The organism is Nonomuraea sp. NPDC049419 (genome assembly GCF_040676995.1).
GTDB classification, from domain to species: Bacteria; Actinomycetota; Actinomycetes; order Streptosporangiales; family Streptosporangiaceae; genus Nonomuraea; species Nonomuraea salmonea.
In genome coordinates, this window is sequence record NZ_JBFAQB010000003.1 from 650920 (window position 1) to 667964 (window position 17045).

At 69.2% G+C, this 17045-nt stretch carries 16 protein-coding genes; 10 read left to right on the top strand and 6 right to left on the bottom strand.

The window, feature by feature from the left end:
* Nucleotides 1-59 precede the first annotated feature (59 nt).
* The 5 genes from AB0K12_RS12915 to AB0K12_RS12935 form a co-directional block, all read right to left on the bottom strand.
* Nucleotides 60-779 (bottom strand): hypothetical protein, encoded by a 720-nt coding sequence (locus AB0K12_RS12915; RefSeq protein ID WP_364559266.1) that lies wholly within the window; start codon nt 777-779, stop codon nt 60-62.
* Nucleotides 780-983: 204 nt separating this feature from the next.
* Nucleotides 984-1790: an LLM class flavin-dependent oxidoreductase gene (locus tag AB0K12_RS12920; RefSeq protein ID WP_364559269.1), complete on the bottom strand. Its 807-nt coding sequence runs from the start codon at nt 1788-1790 to the stop codon at nt 984-986.
* 151 nt (nt 1791-1941) lie between these two features.
* On the bottom strand, nt 1942-2763 hold the full coding sequence (locus AB0K12_RS12925) for an alpha/beta hydrolase (protein WP_364559272.1): 822 nt from the start codon (nt 2761-2763) through the stop codon (nt 1942-1944).
* Nucleotides 2764-2782: 19 nt separating this feature from the next.
* Complete coding sequence (locus tag AB0K12_RS12930) at nt 2783-3352, bottom strand: DJ-1/PfpI family protein (protein WP_345400512.1); 570 nt, start codon at nt 3350-3352, stop codon at nt 2783-2785.
* Nucleotides 3353-3440: 88 nt separating this feature from the next.
* Entirely contained in the window at nt 3441-4184 is a 744-nt protein-coding gene (locus AB0K12_RS12935) for a GntR family transcriptional regulator (protein ID WP_364559276.1), read from the bottom strand.
* 357 nt (nt 4185-4541) lie between these two features.
* On the opposite strand from AB0K12_RS12935, the gene AB0K12_RS12940 reads away from it, so the two are divergent.
* From AB0K12_RS12940 to AB0K12_RS12970, 7 genes are read left to right on the top strand one after another with little or no spacing between them, the layout of a single operon-like run.
* Nucleotides 4542-5957 carry an extracellular solute-binding protein gene (locus AB0K12_RS12940; protein ID WP_364559279.1) on the top strand — a complete coding sequence of 472 codons (1416 nt, stop codon included), beginning with the start codon at nt 4542-4544 and terminating at the stop codon, nt 5955-5957.
* Nucleotides 5954-6904, top strand: a complete 951-nt coding sequence (locus tag AB0K12_RS12945; RefSeq protein ID WP_364559282.1) for a sugar ABC transporter permease — start codon at nt 5954-5956, stop codon at nt 6902-6904. The genes AB0K12_RS12940 and AB0K12_RS12945 overlap by 4 nt, the downstream gene beginning before the upstream one ends.
* On the top strand, nt 6904-7815 hold the full coding sequence (locus tag AB0K12_RS12950) for a carbohydrate ABC transporter permease (protein ID WP_364559285.1): 912 nt from the start codon (nt 6904-6906) through the stop codon (nt 7813-7815). Before AB0K12_RS12945 ends, AB0K12_RS12950 begins: the two co-directional genes overlap by 1 nt.
* Complete coding sequence (locus AB0K12_RS12955; RefSeq protein WP_364559287.1) at nt 7815-8879, top strand: ATP-binding cassette domain-containing protein; 1065 nt, start codon at nt 7815-7817, stop codon at nt 8877-8879. The genes AB0K12_RS12950 and AB0K12_RS12955 overlap by 1 nt, the downstream gene beginning before the upstream one ends.
* A gap of 14 nt (nt 8880-8893) precedes the next feature.
* A complete protein-coding gene (locus AB0K12_RS12960) occupies nt 8894-9955 on the top strand; it encodes an ABC transporter ATP-binding protein (RefSeq protein ID WP_364559290.1) in 1062 nt (353 codons plus the stop codon).
* Nucleotides 9956-9996: 41 nt separating this feature from the next.
* Nucleotides 9997-11457 (top strand): NAD-dependent succinate-semialdehyde dehydrogenase, encoded by a 1461-nt coding sequence (locus AB0K12_RS12965; protein ID WP_364559292.1) that lies wholly within the window; start codon nt 9997-9999, stop codon nt 11455-11457.
* A gap of 43 nt (nt 11458-11500) precedes the next feature.
* Entirely contained in the window at nt 11501-12739 is a 1239-nt protein-coding gene (locus AB0K12_RS12970; protein WP_364559295.1) for an iron-containing alcohol dehydrogenase, read from the top strand.
* A gap of 113 nt (nt 12740-12852) precedes the next feature.
* On the opposite strand, the gene AB0K12_RS12975 is transcribed toward AB0K12_RS12970, so the two are convergent.
* Nucleotides 12853-14190 (bottom strand): cellulose binding domain-containing protein, encoded by a 1338-nt coding sequence (locus AB0K12_RS12975; RefSeq protein ID WP_364559298.1) that lies wholly within the window; start codon nt 14188-14190, stop codon nt 12853-12855.
* 1 nt (nt 14191) lies between these two features.
* On the opposite strand from AB0K12_RS12975, the gene AB0K12_RS12980 reads away from it, so the two are divergent.
* The 3 genes from AB0K12_RS12980 to AB0K12_RS12990 all read left to right on the top strand — a co-directional run bounded on the left by AB0K12_RS12980 (nt 14192) and on the right by AB0K12_RS12990 (nt 16864).
* Entirely contained in the window at nt 14192-14383 is a 192-nt protein-coding gene (locus AB0K12_RS12980) for a hypothetical protein (protein ID WP_364559300.1), read from the top strand.
* Nucleotides 14384-15291: 908 nt separating this feature from the next.
* Nucleotides 15292-15747: a MerR family transcriptional regulator gene (locus AB0K12_RS12985; RefSeq protein ID WP_364559303.1), complete on the top strand. Its 456-nt coding sequence runs from the start codon at nt 15292-15294 to the stop codon at nt 15745-15747.
* Between the two features lie 13 nt (nt 15748-15760).
* On the top strand, nt 15761-16864 hold the full coding sequence (locus AB0K12_RS12990; protein ID WP_364559306.1) for an aldehyde reductase: 1104 nt from the start codon (nt 15761-15763) through the stop codon (nt 16862-16864).
* Nucleotides 16865-17045 lie beyond the last annotated feature (181 nt).

Here is a 17045-nt window from a genome sequence, read left to right on the forward strand (position 1 = left end):
GACGGCCGAGTGCGACAGCGGGTGACGGCGACGCGGATCGCCGTCACCCGGTCGGTGGGTCACGCGGGTGGCTGGGAGACGAGGACCACGCGGGAGGTCTTCGCCGGCTCGATGGACGAGTTCCCCACCAGCTGGACGGCGTACGTGTGCTTGCCGGCCGCCGTCGGCGTGTCGGCGAAGCCGAACGTCCCGTCGGCGGCCGGAGCCGCCTTGGCCACGGGCTGCGTGGTGGTGCCGTCACTGTTGGAGACGTGGCGGACGATGGTGACGATGGTGCGCGGGAAGGTGATGCCGTCGGCGGCGAACGTACCGCTGAACTCGAGCCGCTCACCGACGACGCCCGTCTTCGGGCCGGTCACCCTGAGCACGGCCGAGTAGATCACCTCCGACGTGCCCTGGTCGTACACCACGAGCTCCGCCGCGTCGCCCGTGTTCCAGCCGCCCACGACGTAGTCGTCGTCCGGGCCGGCCGCGACGGCGGCAGGGGCGCCCTGCTCGCCCGGCCTTTCGTAGGCGCGCGTCCTGGCGTTGGCCGTCGTGTCCCAGGCGTCGAACCGGTCGCTGCCGGCCGGCGCCGACAGCGCCATATCCCCGTAGTGGGCGACGGCGAGATCCCGCAGGGACGTGTCCGCGGGGATCTCGCCGCGCAGGGTGGCCAGGTCGGCGCTGACGTCGTACACCTTGATCGAAGCGGGACCGGCTCCCGGCTCGCCCGCCAGCAACGTGTGGCCCTTGACGGCGAGGAGCGGAGGCCGCGTCGTGCCCGTCCCGATCGGCACGAGGGCGGGCGTCGGCCGCCACAGCTCAAGGGCGACGACGCCTCCTTGCCCCGCCTGGCCGCACCCGTATCCGACCCAGATCCGCTCGTACGACTGGGCCAGCGTGGACGGGCACGGATAGGCGGCGAGGTCGATCCGCTTGGTGATGGCGAGCGTCGCGACACCAGCGACCCGCCAAGGCGCCGCGCCCGCACCGCACGTGTGTCACGCGGGCGGGCCCGCCTTCACGCGCTGCATCAGCCGTTCCACCGAGCCCCGGTAGCCGTGGAGGTGCTCCAGCCACCACGTGGCGCCCGCCTCGGCGTAGGCCCGTACCGGCGAGCCCGGCTCGCTCACGCCGATGACCGCCACGTCGAGATCGTCTGCGGTGGTCCGGTGCCGGCGCAGCTCGGCGACCTGAGCGGCCAGGGGGCCGGGCGAGAGCGTCATACGGCCCTCCTGGTCGTCGCCGGCGACGATCCAGCCGTCCCAGCGGGCAGCCCGCCGGAGCGCGCCCGCGGCGGTGCCGCCGACCCACACCGGGACCCGGGGCCGCTGCACCGGCAGCGGCGCGAGCCGCACCCTGCCCACCGTGTAATGAGCACCCTGGTGCCGGACCTCGTCACCGGACCAGAGCGAGGACATCACGTCGAGCGCCTCATCGAGCACCGCCCCGGCAGGACGCGCCGAACCGAAAGCGGTGAACTCCTCCCGCACGCCACCCAGCCCGGCCCCCAAGATCACGCGGCCACCGCTCAGCCTGTCGAGCGTCGCCACGGTCTGAGCCAGGACCTCCGGACGATGGCGGGCCACGGCCGTCACCGCCGTGCCCAGCCTGATCCGCGAGGTCGCCTGGGCCGCGGCGGCCAGCGCCACCCACGGATCCGCCGACGGCGTGCCCCAGGCGAAGGCCAGATGATCCCACACCAGCACGGCGTCCCACCCGGCCGCCTCGGCCTCGCAGGCGAGAGCGACCAGCCGCGCCGGCTCCGCGAGGTCACCGAGGATCGCGACATCGATGCCGTAACGCATGCTCTCACCCAAGCACCCACCACCGACACTTCCGCCGCCGGCCTCGACCAGAGTGTCTCGTGGGACGAGGGCTTGAGCAGGGCACCGATTTCCCGTTCACGCCCGTCTTCCCGTATCCGTGACACCGTCAGATCTGCTGCTGCCGCAGCGATCAGGAGCCTCGGTCCCGGCTGAGGAAGCACGACAGGAGCCGCCTGAAGTCGTGCGGGTGCTCGAGCGCCGGCACGTGCCCGCACCGGCCGAACACGTGCAGACGGACATCGGCCAGGTGTTCGAGCAGGGGCAGGGCTGCCGTCCCGAGCGGGGTGACTCGGTCCTCGGCGCCGTGGACGAGCAGCACGGGCGCGCGGATCCCGGCCAGCGTTCGCGCCGAGAGGGTGAGGTCGTCGGCCCAACGTGCCCTGGGTGGAGGGAACAACGACTTGTATGCGGCCGCCCCCGCTCGCATCGCGGCCGCACGGGCGGCGACGGCCGGCTCGGTCACGAGCGCCTGGTCGAGGACGAGGCGGCTCAACATGTCGCGTGCCCCGAGCGGGTCGGGGGCGGCGGCCCAGACCGCGTCGAGCTCGGCGGACAGCGGCGCCCCGGGAGTGCCCATCGTCGAGACCGCCACGACACGGGTGACCTGCTGGGGACGCGCGGCCGCCAGCGCCAGCGCCACGGCGCCGCCCATGGAGTGACCCACCACGGCGTAGCGCTCGGCGCCGAGAGCGTCCATCAGGCCCGCGGCCTGCTCCGTCCACAGCCGGAGCCCACCCCTGGAGCCCGCCGGGATCGGCGTACGGCCGAACCCCGCCTGGTCAGGAGCCACCAGGCGCCAGGACGTGCTCAGCGCCTGTGCCGTCGTCGCCCAGGCGCCGGATCCGGTCGTACCGGGTCCGGAGCCGTGCAGCATCAGCACCGCGGGCCCGGTGCCGCTCTCCAGGACGTGGACGGGGGAGCCGGCGACGGTGACGGTCCGCAGTGCCGTCACCGGGACAGGCCAGGCGTGCTCATGACGATGCGGAGTTGAGGGACTTCGAGAAGACCTCCATCATCGCCCTGCCGAACTGCGGCATGTCGGGCCACCCCCGGCAGGAGACGAGGTTGCCGTCCACGACGTCGGGAGCGTCGATGACCGTCGCGCCCGCGTTCTCCATGTCACCGGTGATGGGCGGGAAGCACGCCGTCTTCCGCCCTTTCAGCAGCCCGTACACGGCCGGCACCTGCGCGCCGTGGCACACCAGCGCGATCGGGAGGTTGCGCGCGAAGAAGTGCTCGGTGATGCGCCTGACGTCGGCGTCGACCCGGATCCACTCGGGAGCGCGCCCACCAGGGATGATGAGGGCGTCATAGCGCTCGACGTCGACCTCGGCCCAGGGCACGTCCACCGGCAGCTTCCGGCCGTTCTTCTCCACGTAGGCGTCGGAGTTGGGGTCGAACTCGTGGATGACCAGCTGAACGTCACGCATCGTCCGTGACGAGACGTCGACGTCCCAGCCGCCCTCCTGCACGCGATAGTAGGGATACATGGTGTCGAGCTCCTCGGCGGCGTCGCCGGTCAGGAGCAGCGCTCTGGGCACCTGCTTCTCCTCGCATCTGGGGCGGGTGAGGTGGATCCAATCCGATCCGATCGGATTGAGTTAGCATTCCCCGGCCCCGGCCCGCCCGTCAAGCCTCCATCGCGATTCCGTCCGCGCCCTCGGCCTCGTCGAACAACCGCCGGAACCGCTCGCCGGAGCGCAGGATGTGCCGGCGCATGGCGTAGGCGGCGGCGTCGGGGTCACGCGCGGCGATCGCGGCCAGCACCTCTTCGTGCTCGGCCATGGCCAGGTGAGTGACCTGGGCGTCGCGGTGCAGCCGGAAGAGGTGCACGTGCGTGTGCAGGCGAGCGAGTGCTTCGCGGATGACCTGGTTCTCCGCGCTCAGGGCGACGAGATCGTGAAACGCGGCGTCGCGCAGCCCGAAGGCGCCATAGGCCATGGGTCCCTTGCCCCCCTCCAGCTCCGCCATGTCCTCCAGCATCCGTCGCATGCCGGCCACCTGCTCCGATGACGCGCGTTCGGCGGATCTGCGCGCCGCCGCGGGCTCGAGGAGCAGGCGGAGCTCAAGCATGTCCTCGAATCGGTGACGGGTGATCTGAGGGGGGATGCGATAGCCGGCATGCGGCACCCGCACGACCAGGCCCTCGGCCTCCATGCGGTTCAGAGCGTCTCGGATCGGCGTCTGTGAGACCCCCAGCTCCCGCGCCAGGACATCGATCGTGACGCGGGAGCCAGGCTCTATCCGTAGCGACATCATCTGTCCGAGCAGCGTGTCGTACACCTCGTCGGCAAGCCGGCCGCGAGATCTCCGCGGCGGCGTCCCGCCCGTCATGGCCTCACGGCGCCGCGCGATCACCGCTTCGTCGTCCATCGTGACGTGAGGTCCTTTCTCGCGTCTTCGGGAACCTGTTGTCATCGGTCGCCATACTGCGGGATGTTGACGCTCCCTATCGGATCGTATAGGAAAGGTGGCGGATGCCAGCCATCCTCACCTATCGGGGAACCGTCCGCCATCGCTCCGCTTCGATCAGTTGGAGCTTCCATGAGCATGCTCGACGTCCACCACGGTTCGACTGCTTGAAGCCCCATCACGTCGCGGCGTACTCGTGTCTCCGGTCCGCGGGTCAGCTCCCGCGACAGCCGGCGACACGCCTGAACAATGCAGCAACCGCTCGGCGAAGCACGCAGCAAGGCTCCAGAAGTCCCCGCCCAGAAAGCAGGCGAGAAGATGCGGTATCCCAAGCGAAGAGGACGACTGTCCGTTCCCAGCCGAAAGGTGCGGCTGGCGACGGCGGTCATGGTGGTGGCCACGACCGTGGCGGCTTGCGGCGGCCAGAACGACAGCGCCCCCAAGGCGCCGGCGACCATCCCGGAACTCACCAAAGATCCGCTGACCCTCAGCTTCATCTGGTTCGACTGGCCCCCCGCCCACGCGCTGGAGACCTTCGCGAACGCGGAGTACGCCAAGGAACGGCCGAACGTGACCATCAAGGTCAAGACCGTGCCGAACGCGAACTGGCACGACGCGATGTTCACCCAGTTCGCCGCGCACAAGACCGACTTCGACATCCCGATCCTGGACTCGCAACACATCGGCGAGGCCGTGACGAACGGCAACATCCTGGACATCACCGACTTCGTCAAGAAGAACATCGACGTCAAGGCATACAACCCCTACCTCCTGGCGGCCTACGGCCAGTTCCCCCAGGCGGAGACCGGGAAGCGCGACGAGAACGCCAGCCTGTACGGACTGCCGCTGCTCGGCGACACCTGGACGATGATCTACCGTAAGGACCTGATCGGCGACAAGCCACCGCAGACCTGGGACGAGATGATCTCAGTCGCCGAGAAGTGCCAGGCGGACAACCCCGGCGTCAGCGGGCTGGCCTTCCACCAGGCCAACGGCTCCGACGCCGCGGCCGTCACCTACAACACGGTCAACGGCGTCTACGGCGGCAACCTCTGGAACCCCAAGACGCGCAAGATCGACGGCGTCCTCAACGACGCCGCGGGCCAGGAGGCGATGGACGTCCTGGTCAACAAGATGAAGCCGCTGACCGCCAAGGGCTCGGGCAACTGGTTCATCGACGAGGTGAACGCGGCGGTCGCCCAGGGCAAGGCATGCATCGCCTTCAACTGGATCGCCGCGAGCGGCGGCCTGCTCGACCCGAAGCAGTCGACGCTCGGCACCACGCGGGAGCAGATCCTCGACAAGCTGGGTTTCGCCACCCTGCCGAGTCAGAAGACGAACCTGGTGCCTCTCGGCGGCATGGGGATGCACGTGTCGGCCTATTCCCCCGAGGCGAACCAGGCCGAGGCCCTGAACTTCATGAAGTGGTTCGAGCAGGCCGACATCCAGAAGAAGTGGGCCGCGGCCGGTGGCGTGCCATCGCGTACGGACGCCCTGGAGTCGCCCGAGTTCCTCGATGCCGCGCCGTTCAACCAGGTGTACACCGACTCGGTGCCGCGGATGCGGGACATGTGGAATGTGCCCGAGTACGCGCGCCTCGTCGACATCGAGAACACCAACGTGAACGCGGCGCTCAACGGCGCGAAGGCGCCGAAGGAGGCGCTCGACGACATCGCCAAGGAGCAGCAGAGCGTGCTCGACGCCGGCAGCGGGAAGGGCGGCGGCGGACTGTGAGCGACTCCGCCCCCCTGACGACCGACCACCCCGGGCAGGCGGCGTCTGCGACACCGCCTGCTCAGGGCCGGTTCCGCCGCCTCAGCGATCGCGGGCTCGCCGTGGCCTTCACCTCGCCCGCGCTGCTGCTGTTGCTCGCGATGTCGGTGTTCCCGTTGCTGTGGGCGTTGTACTTGTCCTTCACCGACTACTCGGCCACCCGCGGGGGGCCGGCCCATTTCATCGGGTTCGGGAACTACACCGCCATCCTGGCTTCGGAGCAGGTCCACCTGAGGGCCTTGACGACGCTGGTCTACGTGGTCGGCGCGGTCACCCTGCAGACCGTGCTCGGTTTCGCCATCGCCTACTTGATCTCACGGCGCACGCACGGTCGAGGGCTGCTGACCACGCTGTTCCTGGTGCCGATGATGCTGTCGCCGGTCGTGGTCGGGCTGTTCTGGCGATTCATGCTCGACGCGCAGTTCGGCGTGATCAACAGCATGCTCGGCTCCCTCGGCCTGGGGCAGGTGGAGTGGCTCACCGGGCAGCGAACGGCACTGATCTCCCTGATCCTGGTCGACACCTGGCAGTGGACGCCGTTCATCATGCTCATCGCACTCGCGGGCCTCACCGCGGTTCCCACGTACTTGTACGAGGCCGCCTCGATCGATCGGGCGTCCGAGTGGTTCCGGTTCCGCACCATCACCCTTCCACTGGTGTGGCCACTGCTCCTCATCGCCGTGCTGTTCAGAGCCATCGAGGCCTTCCGGCTGTTCGACCTCGTCTACATCCTCACCAGCGGAGGTCCGGGGGTCTCCACCGAGACGTTGTCGTTCCACGTCTACAAGGTCGCCTTCCTGGGCTTCAACACCGGGACCGCCTCGGCGTACGGGACCCTGATGATCGTCGTCGTCATCGTCCTCACACAGCTCTACCTGCGCTACTTGAACAAGCTCAAGGAGGACTGATGGCAGTCTCCGTCGACGAGGCCGTGTCCGCACGGCCTGCCCGGGATCGCAGGTCCCCCGCGCGCCGCTTCGGCGGCCGGGGCCGCTCCGCGCTGGAGGTCGTGCTGCTGACCCTGCTGGCCGTCGTGATGCTCTTCCCGGTGCTGTGGATGATCGAGACGTCCATCAAGGAGAACCGGGACGTCTACGCCATCCCGGCCAAGTTCTTCGACTTCAAGGTCACCATGGACCATTTCAAGGACGTGTTCGTCGCCTCCTCCGGCGGTCGTTCGACCCTGTCCGGCTCGTTTCTCAACTCCGTCGTGGTCGCCGGGGCCTCCACGGCGCTGGCCACCGTGCTGGGGGTTCCGGCGGCCTGGGCCTACTCACGCTTCGCCATGAAGGCCAAGAAGGACCAGCTGTTCTTCATCCTGTCCACGCGCTTCATGCCGCCCGTGGTGGTCGTGATCCCGATCTTCCTCATGTATCGCCAGGTCGGGCTCATCGACACCAAGCTCGGCCTGATTCTCATCTACGCCGCGTTCAACGTCCCGTTCACGATCTGGATGATGAAGGGGTTCGTCGACGAGGTGCCCGCGGAGTACGAGGATGCCGCCATGCTCGACGGCTACACCCGCTTGCAGGCGTTCTGGCGATTCACCCTGCCCCTGCTCCTGCCCGGGATCGCCGCGACGGCGGTCTTCGCACTCATCTTCTCGTGGAACGAGTTCGTGTTCGCCATCTTCCTCACCTCCAGCGACAGCGTGCGGACGGCTCCACCCGCCATCGCCGGCCTCATCGGCGGAACCACCGTGGACTGGGGTCTGGTGGCCGCCGCCTCCATGGTGTTCGCCCTACCGGTGCTCGTCTTCGCCTACCTGGTGCGCAAACACCTCGTCGCCGGTGTGACGCTCGGGGCGGTGCGACGCTGATGGCGGGCATCGAGGTGAAGGCCCTGCACAAGCGCTACCCGGACGGGACGGTCGCAGTCGATCACGTGGACCTGTCCATCCAGGACGGTGAGCTGTTCGTGATGCTCGGCCCTTCGGGCTGCGGCAAGACGACCACGCTGCGGGCCATAGCCGGCCTGGAGAGGCAGACGACGGGCGACATCCGCATCGGCGACACGCTGGTCAACGACCTGCCGCCCGCCGAGCGCGACATCGCCATGGTCTTCCAGTTCTACGCCCTCTACCCGCATCTGAGAACCCGCGACAACCTGGCGTTCCCCCTGCGGGCCGAGGGACTGCCCAAGGCGGAGGTACGCGAGCGGGTCGAGGAGGCCGCCCGGCTGATGCGGCTCGGTCCGCTCCTGGACCGGCGGCCGCGCCGGCTGTCCGGCGGGGAGCAGCAGCGCGTCGCGCTCGCTCGCGCCCTGGTGCGACGACCGCGCGCCTTCCTCATGGACGAACCCCTCACCAATCTGGACGCGGAGCTGCGGGCGGACATGCGCACGGAGATCAAGCACCTGCAGGGGGAGCTGGGGACGACGATGGTCTACGTCACCCACGACCAGGTCGAGGCCATGTCGCTCGGCCACAGGATCGCCATACTCAACAAGGGCCGCGTCGAGCAGATCGGCACGCCGCTGGAGGTCTACGACCGTCCGGCGAGTCTCTTCTGCGCCGCATTCATCGGCTCCCCGCCGATGAACCTGATCGACGTGGAGGTGGCCGACGGGAAGCTGCGCAGTCAGGGCGGACTGGCCCTCATGCCACCGGCCGGCCTGCCGCGCGACCGTCGCCTGGTCGCAGGCGTACGGCCGGAGGCGCTGGAAGTCACAGAACCACGGGCGGAGCGTTCGGTCCCGGCCCGCGTGGTCTCGGCCGAGTGGCTCGGCGACGAGATCATCTACGTGGTCGACCACGGCGGCCGGGACGTACGGGTTCGGATGCCGCCGACCGTCCGTTTCGCCGCTGAGGCACCGGTCGGGCTGCGGCACACCGGCGGGACCCCGGTGGTCTACGACGCGAGCACGGAAGAGCTGGTGGCCTGATGGGTAGCGTGACAGTGCGCGGGCTGCGCAAGTCCTTCGGCAAAGTCCAGGCTCTGGACGGCGTGACGCTGGACGTGCCGGACGGATCGTTCTTCGTCGTGCTCGGACCCTCCGGGGCGGGCAAGACGACGACCCTGCGAGCGATCGCCGGCCTTGAGAAGCTCGACGCCGGGTCGGTGCACCTGGACGGGAGGGACGCGACCGGTGACGCCCCGGCCGCACGCGACCTGGCCATGGTCTTCCAGAACTACGCCCTCTACCCGCGGCACACGGCGTACGACAACATCGCTTCGCCGCTGCGGGCACGCCGCTGTTCCGCGAGCGAGATCGACGCCGCCGTCGAGCGGATCTCGAGCCTGCTGCACATCGAACGTCTGCTGCAGCGTCGTCCCGCGCAGTTGTCGGGCGGTGAGATGCAGCGCGTCGCCCTGGCCCGGGCGCTGGTACGTCGCCCGCGCGCGTTTCTCATGGACGAGCCGCTGACGAACCTCGATCTCAAGCTCCGCGTCGAGATGCGCACCGAGCTCACCCGCATCCACCGCAGCCTCGGAGCGACCTTCGTCTACGTGACCAACGACCAGGTCGAGGCCCTGTCCATGGCCGACCAGGTCGCGGTACTCAAGGAGGGGAAGGTGCAACAGGTCGGAACGCCGGCCGAGGTGTACGAGCGTCCGGCCAACCAGTGGGTCGCGGGATTCGTCGGGAGCCCGCCGATCAGCCTGCTCGCCTGCCACGCCGAGGGAGACCGTCTGGTCGGCGCGGAAGGCTGGACGCTGCCGCGGCCCCGCTGGACCACGGCCGAGGACGGTCGTCCGCTGCTGCTGGGCCTGCGCGCGGAGGACCTGTCCGTCGAGCAGCGTGGGGACGCGTCGTTGCCGGGTGAGCTCTACGGCCTTGAGCCGCTCGGTGACCGGACGGTGGTCGACGTCCACGTGGGGCAGGAGATCCTCAAGGTCAAGGCACGAACCACCGTCACCGGTACGCCGGGCGAGCGGCTGCTCGTCACGGTCGACCTGGACCGTGCGCACCTGTTCGATGCGGGCACCGGGCTGGCGCTGTCCGAAGCCGGGCGGTAGTTACGCCGGACAGCAGCAGGAACATCACAGGAGGCGACGCAATGAGTGATCCGATGAACGTCCTGGCCCCCGAGCACCGGCGGCTCCGGATCGGCGACGCCTGGCGCGACGCCGCCGGCGGAGCCACCTTCGCCGTCGAGGACCCGGCCACCGGCAAGACCATCGCCGAGGTGGCGGACGCCGGCGTCGTCGACGGGCTCGCCGCTCTGGACGTGGCGAGCAAGGCGATGGCCGAGTGGGCGGCGACCCCGCCGCGAAAACGGTCGGAGTTGCTGACCGCGACCTACCGGGCGCTGACCGAGCGAACCGAGGAGGTCGCCCGGCTGATAACGCTCGAGATGGGCAAGCCGCTCGCCGAGGCTCGCGGAGAGGTGGCCTACGGCGCCGAGTTCTTCCGTTGGTTCGCCGAGGAGGCGGTGCGAGTCGAGGGGCGCTACAACACCGCTCCCGCCGGTGGATATCGCATCCTCACCGTGCCGAAGCCGGTCGGGCCGTGCGTCTTCGTGACGCCCTGGAACTTTCCGCTGGCCATGGGCGCCCGCAAGATCGCTCCCGCGCTGGCGGCGGGCTGCACGACGATCACCAAGCCGGCCGCCCAGACGCCACTCACCATGCTGCTCCTAGCCCGCATCATGGAGGAGGTCGGCGTCCCCCCGGGTGTCGTCAACGTCGTGACCACCACGCGTGCCGGTGAGGTGGTCTCAGCACTGCTGGCCGACCGCCGGACCCGCAAGCTCTCGTTCACCGGGTCGACCGAGGTCGGGCGCGTGCTGCTCCGGCAGGCGGCGGACAACGTGCTGCGCACCTCCATGGAGCTGGGCGGCAACGCGGCCTTGATCGTGTGTGCCGACGCGGACCTGGACGTCGCGCTCGACGGTTCCATGGTGGCCAAGATGCGCAACATCGGCGAATCCTGCATCGCGGCCAACCGGATCTACGTCGAGGAGCCGGTGCGCGAGGAGTTCACGGCGCGCTTCGCCGAGCGGATGGGCGCGCTCTCGATGGGCCATGGTCTCGACGACGGCGTGGACGTCGGGGCGTTGATCGACGAGGCGTCGGTCACCAAGCTCGACGAGCTCGTCGCCGACGCGGTCGATCGCGGCGCCCGTGTCCTGGTGGGAGGCGAGCGTCCGGACGGGCCGGGCTACTTCTACCCGCCCACGGTCCTCGTCGACGTGCCCGGAGACGCGCGGATGCTGGAGACGGAGATCTTCGGCCCGGTGGCGCCGATCATCTCGTTCACGTCCGACGACGAGGTGCTGGCGAAGGCCAACGACACCGAGCACGGCCTGGCCGGGTACGTCTTCACCCGTGACCTCCAGCGGGCGATCCGGTTCGCCGAGGGACTGGAGACGGGGATGCTCGGCATCAACCGTGGCCTGATCTCGGACCCGTCGGCTCCGTTCGGAGGCGTGAAGCAGTCCGGGATCGGCAAGGAGGGGTCGCACGAGGGCATCCTCGAGTACCTCGACATCACCTACGCGGCGATCGACCTACCGTGACCGGCACGGATCCGCACCGCCGACGTTCCAGAGAGGCACTGACATGCTTGAGACCGTCCGCGGACCACGCCAGCTGATAGTGGGCGAAGGGGTCGCGCAGAACATTCCACGCGTGGTGGCCGAGTGCGGCTCGCGCGTCCTCATCGTGACCGACCGGGTCCTTCTGGAGCAGCCGGGCGTGGCCGGGATCGTGGCCGCCGTACGGGAGAAGGTCGAGGTCGTCGGGATGTTCGCCGACGCCACTCCGGACGTGCCACTCGCCGATGTCGCCCTGGCCGTCTCGGCCGCCGCGGAGGTGGACGCCGACGTGATCCTCGCCATCGGGGGTGGCACGGTGATCGACCTCGCCAAGATCGTCGGTGTCATCCGGTGCCACGGCGGGACGCCGCGCGACTTCTACGGCGAGTCGAAGGTGCCGGGGCCGACGACTCCTCTCGTCGCGATCCCGACGACGTCAGGCACCGGCTCCGAGCTCACACCCGTCTCGGTGCTGACCGACCCGGACCGCGAGCTGAAGGTCGGGGTCTCCAGCGTCCACATCGTGCCCGACTTCGCCATCGTCGACCCCGAACTGACCTACACCTGCCCCGCGACCGTCACCGCCCACTCCGGCATCGACGCGTTCTGTCACGCCGTGGAGAGCTACACCGCGCGACCCCGGCCCCACGGACCGCGCGACCCGGTGGAGCAGGTCTTCCTCGGCCGCAACCCGATCACCGATCACTACGCGCTCCTGGCCGCGGAGCGGATCGCCCGCAGCCTGCCCCATGTCGTCAGGGACGGAGGCGACAAGGAGGCGCGCGCGGACATGTCCTACGGGTCCATGCTGGCCGGGCTGGCCTTCGCCCACGCGGGCAACGCGGCTCCGCACGCACTCCAGTACCCCATCGGCGCGGCCACCCACACGCCGCACGGCCTGGGCGTCGGGCTGCTGCTGCCCTACGCGCTGGACGCGGCCAGGGATGCCATCGGTGACCGGCTGGCCATCCTCGCCGGGGTGTGCGGGCTGGACGTGACCGACGCCTCGGAGGCGGAGGCCGCGGAGACGTTCCTCACCTGGCTCGACGGGCTCCTTGCCGACATCGGCATCCCCCCTACCTTGGCGGACATCGGCGTGGCACGCGCCGACCTGCCGCGCTTCGCGGAGATGGCCGGCGGTGTCACCCGCTTGATCCAGAACCATCCAGGCCCGACCGACACCGCCAGCCTGACCGCGATCCTCGAAGCGGCCTGGCTCGGGGACCGGACCCGACACGTCCTGACCCCGGAGCAGAGACAGTGACGGGGCCTTTCGCGTGACGACGAGTTCGCCACCTTCCCGGCTCCGCCTTGATGGGAGCCGCCCTGGGCCCGCCCATACCGGCGGGTGCCGGTGTGGGCGGGCCCGCACATCGTTCAGGGGCTGGTGCAGGTGTATCCGGATGGCAGGGCCGTGTTGCCGTCGGGACGGCCGGCCTGGAAGCCGAGGCTGGTGGTGCTTGCTCCGGGGGCCAGCGTGCCGTTGAAGCTCATGCTCTTGGCCGTGACGGTCTGCCCGCTGGTGGTGACGGTGGCGTTCCACGAGCCGGTCAGCGCATGCCCGGCCGGGAGCGTGAAGGTGACCGTCCAACCGGTGATCGTCGAGGTACTGGTGTTGGTGATCGTCAGCGGCTGGATCACATAGCCGGAACCCCACTGGGTCTGCACGGTTGGCGTGGCCGTGCAGGCACCGGTGGTGCCGCCGCTGGTGGTGGTGACCTGGACCGTGTCGGACACCGGCGAGAGGTTGCCGGCGGCGTCCCGCGCGCGGACCTGGTAACGGTAGGTGGTGCTCGGGGTCAGGCCCGTGTCGCTGAACGAGGTCGTGGCCGAGGTGCCGACCTGGGCGAAGGTGCCGCCGCTTGCCCCGGGCGCGCGCAGGACGTCATAGCCGCTCACCCCGACGTCGTCGGTGGAAGCGGTCCAGGACAGGTTGGTGCCGCCGGCGGTGGTCCCGGAGGCCGCCAGCCCGGCGGGGGCGGTGGGCGGAGTGGTGTCGTTCGTGCTCTGGAACTGGTTGAAGAAGTTCCACACCACTGCCTTGGTCCAGGTCCGTGCGCCGTCGTCGGCGGTGGACCCGTCCACTGGGCCGGGGGTATGACCCCCGTCGAACGCCGCCCATACGACCGGGTACCCGGATCGGCATCCCGAGTAGGCGGTGACGATGTGGCTCAGGCTGCCCTGTGCCGGCTCGGGAGGGTTCTGGGAAGTGCAACCGTTGTTCCTGACGAACCTGTCGCGCAGGGACCGGCCCAGCGAGATGTTGAGCACGTTGTCCCTGAGGCCGTGCAGCCCGATGTAGGCGATGGGCTGGGTGCCGCCGCTGCATCCGCTGAGCTGGGCGCCGGCGTAGACGGCGACCGCGCGGAAGACCGTCGCCCGGGCGCAGGCCAGGGCGTAGCTCATGCCGCCGCCGTAGCTGAAACCTCCGGCGAACCGCTGCGTGGTGTCGACACACAAATCCGCTTCGATCAGCCTGATCATGTCGTCGACGAAGGTCAGGTCTTCGCCGCCGGAATTGGCCCAGCCGTTGTTCAGGCCCTGGGGGGCGACGAAGATCGCGGTGTTGTTCGCCAGCTGCCTGAGCCCGTAGTAGGACCAGGTGAATCCGCTGGACCCGCCCGAGTCGACGTCGTTGGCGGTGCCGCCCAGCCAGTGGAACCCGAAGATCAACCGGTAGGGGTTGGTGTTGTTGTAGTTGTCGGGGATCCTCAAGATGAAGGAGCGAGTCCGGCCACCGCTCTGGATCGAGTGCGTGCCGCTTCTGAGTGTTGGAGTCTTGCCGCAGCCTGGCGTCGCCGCGGCGGCGCTCGCCGCGCGTGACGTGGTTTCGCTGCTGCTCAGCGCCGTACCACCGGTGGTCATCACGAGAAGCGCCGCGACCGTGACAGCGGCGAAGATGGATTGACCCCGTAACATCACTCACCTGCCTGTGGCGCCGCCGAGAGGGGCGGTGCCGGGGCCTCGGATAGCGTCAACATGGGGTTGATCAGTCCTCTCGTCCGTGCCGACCTGGTGGCAGGTGAAAGGCGTGACGGATCATCGTGTTACCGCTAACAATGACTCTCGCGCCTGCCTTCCGCCGATGGGTGGTGGTGCGGACGGAGCAAATACGAGGCGGGCGGGTGCCGTCAAGGCGTGGCTCCCTCCTCTGTCCCGGGCAGGCGGCGACCCATGCCCCTGCTGCTGGCAGGCGTCGCATCGTTCACCCGGAAACAGCCTGAAAGTTTCACGGCACGAAGGACAGGCGCGCGCATCCCTCTGGACGACCTGTCGTCCTGGACGGCGGGGTTCAGGACACGGTGGCGCCGACGGCCTTGAAGATGAGGAGGGTGGAACTGTCCGGCATGCCGACCTGGAACGCGTAACGGGAGCCTTCAACCGGAGGTAGCTGGGACGATCGCGCCAGTCCTCGGCCAGCGGCTCCGGCGAGATGACGATCTCGTTCCTGAGCGGCTCTCCCTGCGTGCCGCCGAACGCGACGGGACGGTCGCCGTCCAGTCGCCGTCCCTTGATGACAACAGGGTCACGCAGGCCGGGCGCGGCGAACCAGAGCACCTTCGCGCCACCCCAGCCGCTGCCGGCGAACAGCGCGCGACATTCCGCGTGCCCTGATCGAGCGGCAACAACCATGACAGGGCGGAAAGAGAAACAATCACCACGGCGAGCATTCCGGAGCCGATGGCCGATCCGCCGACGAATCGGGCAATGGTGTTACGTGGCGACGCGTACAGCGTGCCGGCGCCCCACAGGTCCCGCCGACGCGCCGGACCGAGCGTTTGACTTGAAGCGCTTGAGGTGATGCAGGCTGTGGACATGGCAACGACGGGGAAGAACGCAACCGTCTCCGCGGTGTCGATTCAGGACGTCTCCCGGGTGAGTGGCCTGTCGGAACCGACGCTGCGTTACTACGAGAAGATCGGCCTGATCGGCCCGGTGCCCCGAGACGAGAGCAGCGGCCACCGGCGCTACGACAGCAGAGCCGTGGAGACGATCGAGGCGTTGAGCTGCCTGCGAGCGGCCGGGATGAGCGTGCAGGACATGCGCGCCTACCTCCGGTACCTGGACGGTGCCGAGGGCAACGCGGCCGAGATGCGGGATCTGTTCCTGAGGAACGCCGAGCGGGTGGCGCAGGAAATCGAGCAGATGCGGGTTCGGCTGCGCTATCTGCAGCTCAAGGCCGACTTGTGGGCCGCCCGCCAGGACGGCGACACAGCCTGGGAACGCCAGGTGGTGCAGGACATCACCAGCACCATCGCTGAGCTTCGATGAGGAAAGAAACAATATGTCACACAGTACGGGCCTTCAGCAGGCCCAACGGTCAGGGGACGGAGAACTGGTTCTGGTAACCGGAGGTAACGGTTACCTGGGGTCGCAGGTGATCAGCTCCTTGCTGCGGGCCGGCTACCGGGTGCGCACGACGGTGCGGTCGCCGGAACGGGCCGGCCAGATCCGTGCGACAGCGGCCGGTGCCGGTCCCGATCCGGGGGAACGACTGGAAGTCGTCCAGGCCGATCTGAACGCCGACGAGGGCTGGCACGAGGCGGCGCGGAACTGCACCTACGTCCTCCACGTGGCCTCGCCCTTCCCAGCGGCTCAGCCGCGGCACGAGGACGAGGTGATCGTCCCCGCTCGCGACGGCACGCTGCGCGTCCTGCGGGCGGCACGGGACCAGGGTGTCGAGCGGGTGGTGATGACGTCGTCCTTCGCCGCCATCGGGTACACCCGCAAGCCGGGCGACGAGTACGACGAGAACGACTGGACCGACCCCGACGACGACCTCACCCCGTACATCACGTCCAAGACCGTCGCCGAGCGGGCAGCATGGAACTTCGTGCAGGCCCAGGGCGGTGACCTGGACTTGACAGTGATCGCGCCCACCGGCATCTTCGGCCCGGTCCTCAACGACCACCTGGCCGTGTCCGTGGCCTTCGTCAAGGCGATGCTCGAGGGAGCACTAGCGGTCGTGCCGCCGCAGTACTTCGGCGTGGCGGACGTCCGTGACGTGGCCGACGTCCATGTGCGGGCGATGACCTGCCCGGAGGCGGCGGGGGAGCGCTTCCTCGTCAGCAGTGGTGAGGCGATCAGTTTCCTGGGGATGGCGAACATCCTCGTCGAGCACCTGGGCGAGCGCGCCGCGCGGGTACCCGTCCGGGAGCTGACCGCGGAGCAACTGCGCGAAGGCGCGCGGACGAATCCTGCCCTTCGGGAGGCTCTCAGCCAACTGGGCAAGATCCCCGTCCTGCGCACCGACAAGGCCCGCAAGCTGCTCGGCTGGCGGCCACGCAACGTGGTCACCACGATCGTCGACACCGCGGAGAGCCTGTTCCGGCACGGGCTGATCGACGGTCAACCGGTTCCTCGGCCGGCAGAGCACGATCAGGCCTGATCCGACAGGCGTCCAGAAGTTCGCTTTGCCCGATCCTCTTGCTCCTGCCGGGGCGACTCCTCATCGCCCGCCGTGGCACCAAGGCCTGGCGAGTGAGCTCCGCCCAGCCGACTTGTGCAGAATCGCCGGGTTGTCGAGCGACGCTCGACAGCGGCCGCTTGGCTGCGAGGTGCTGGTAGGC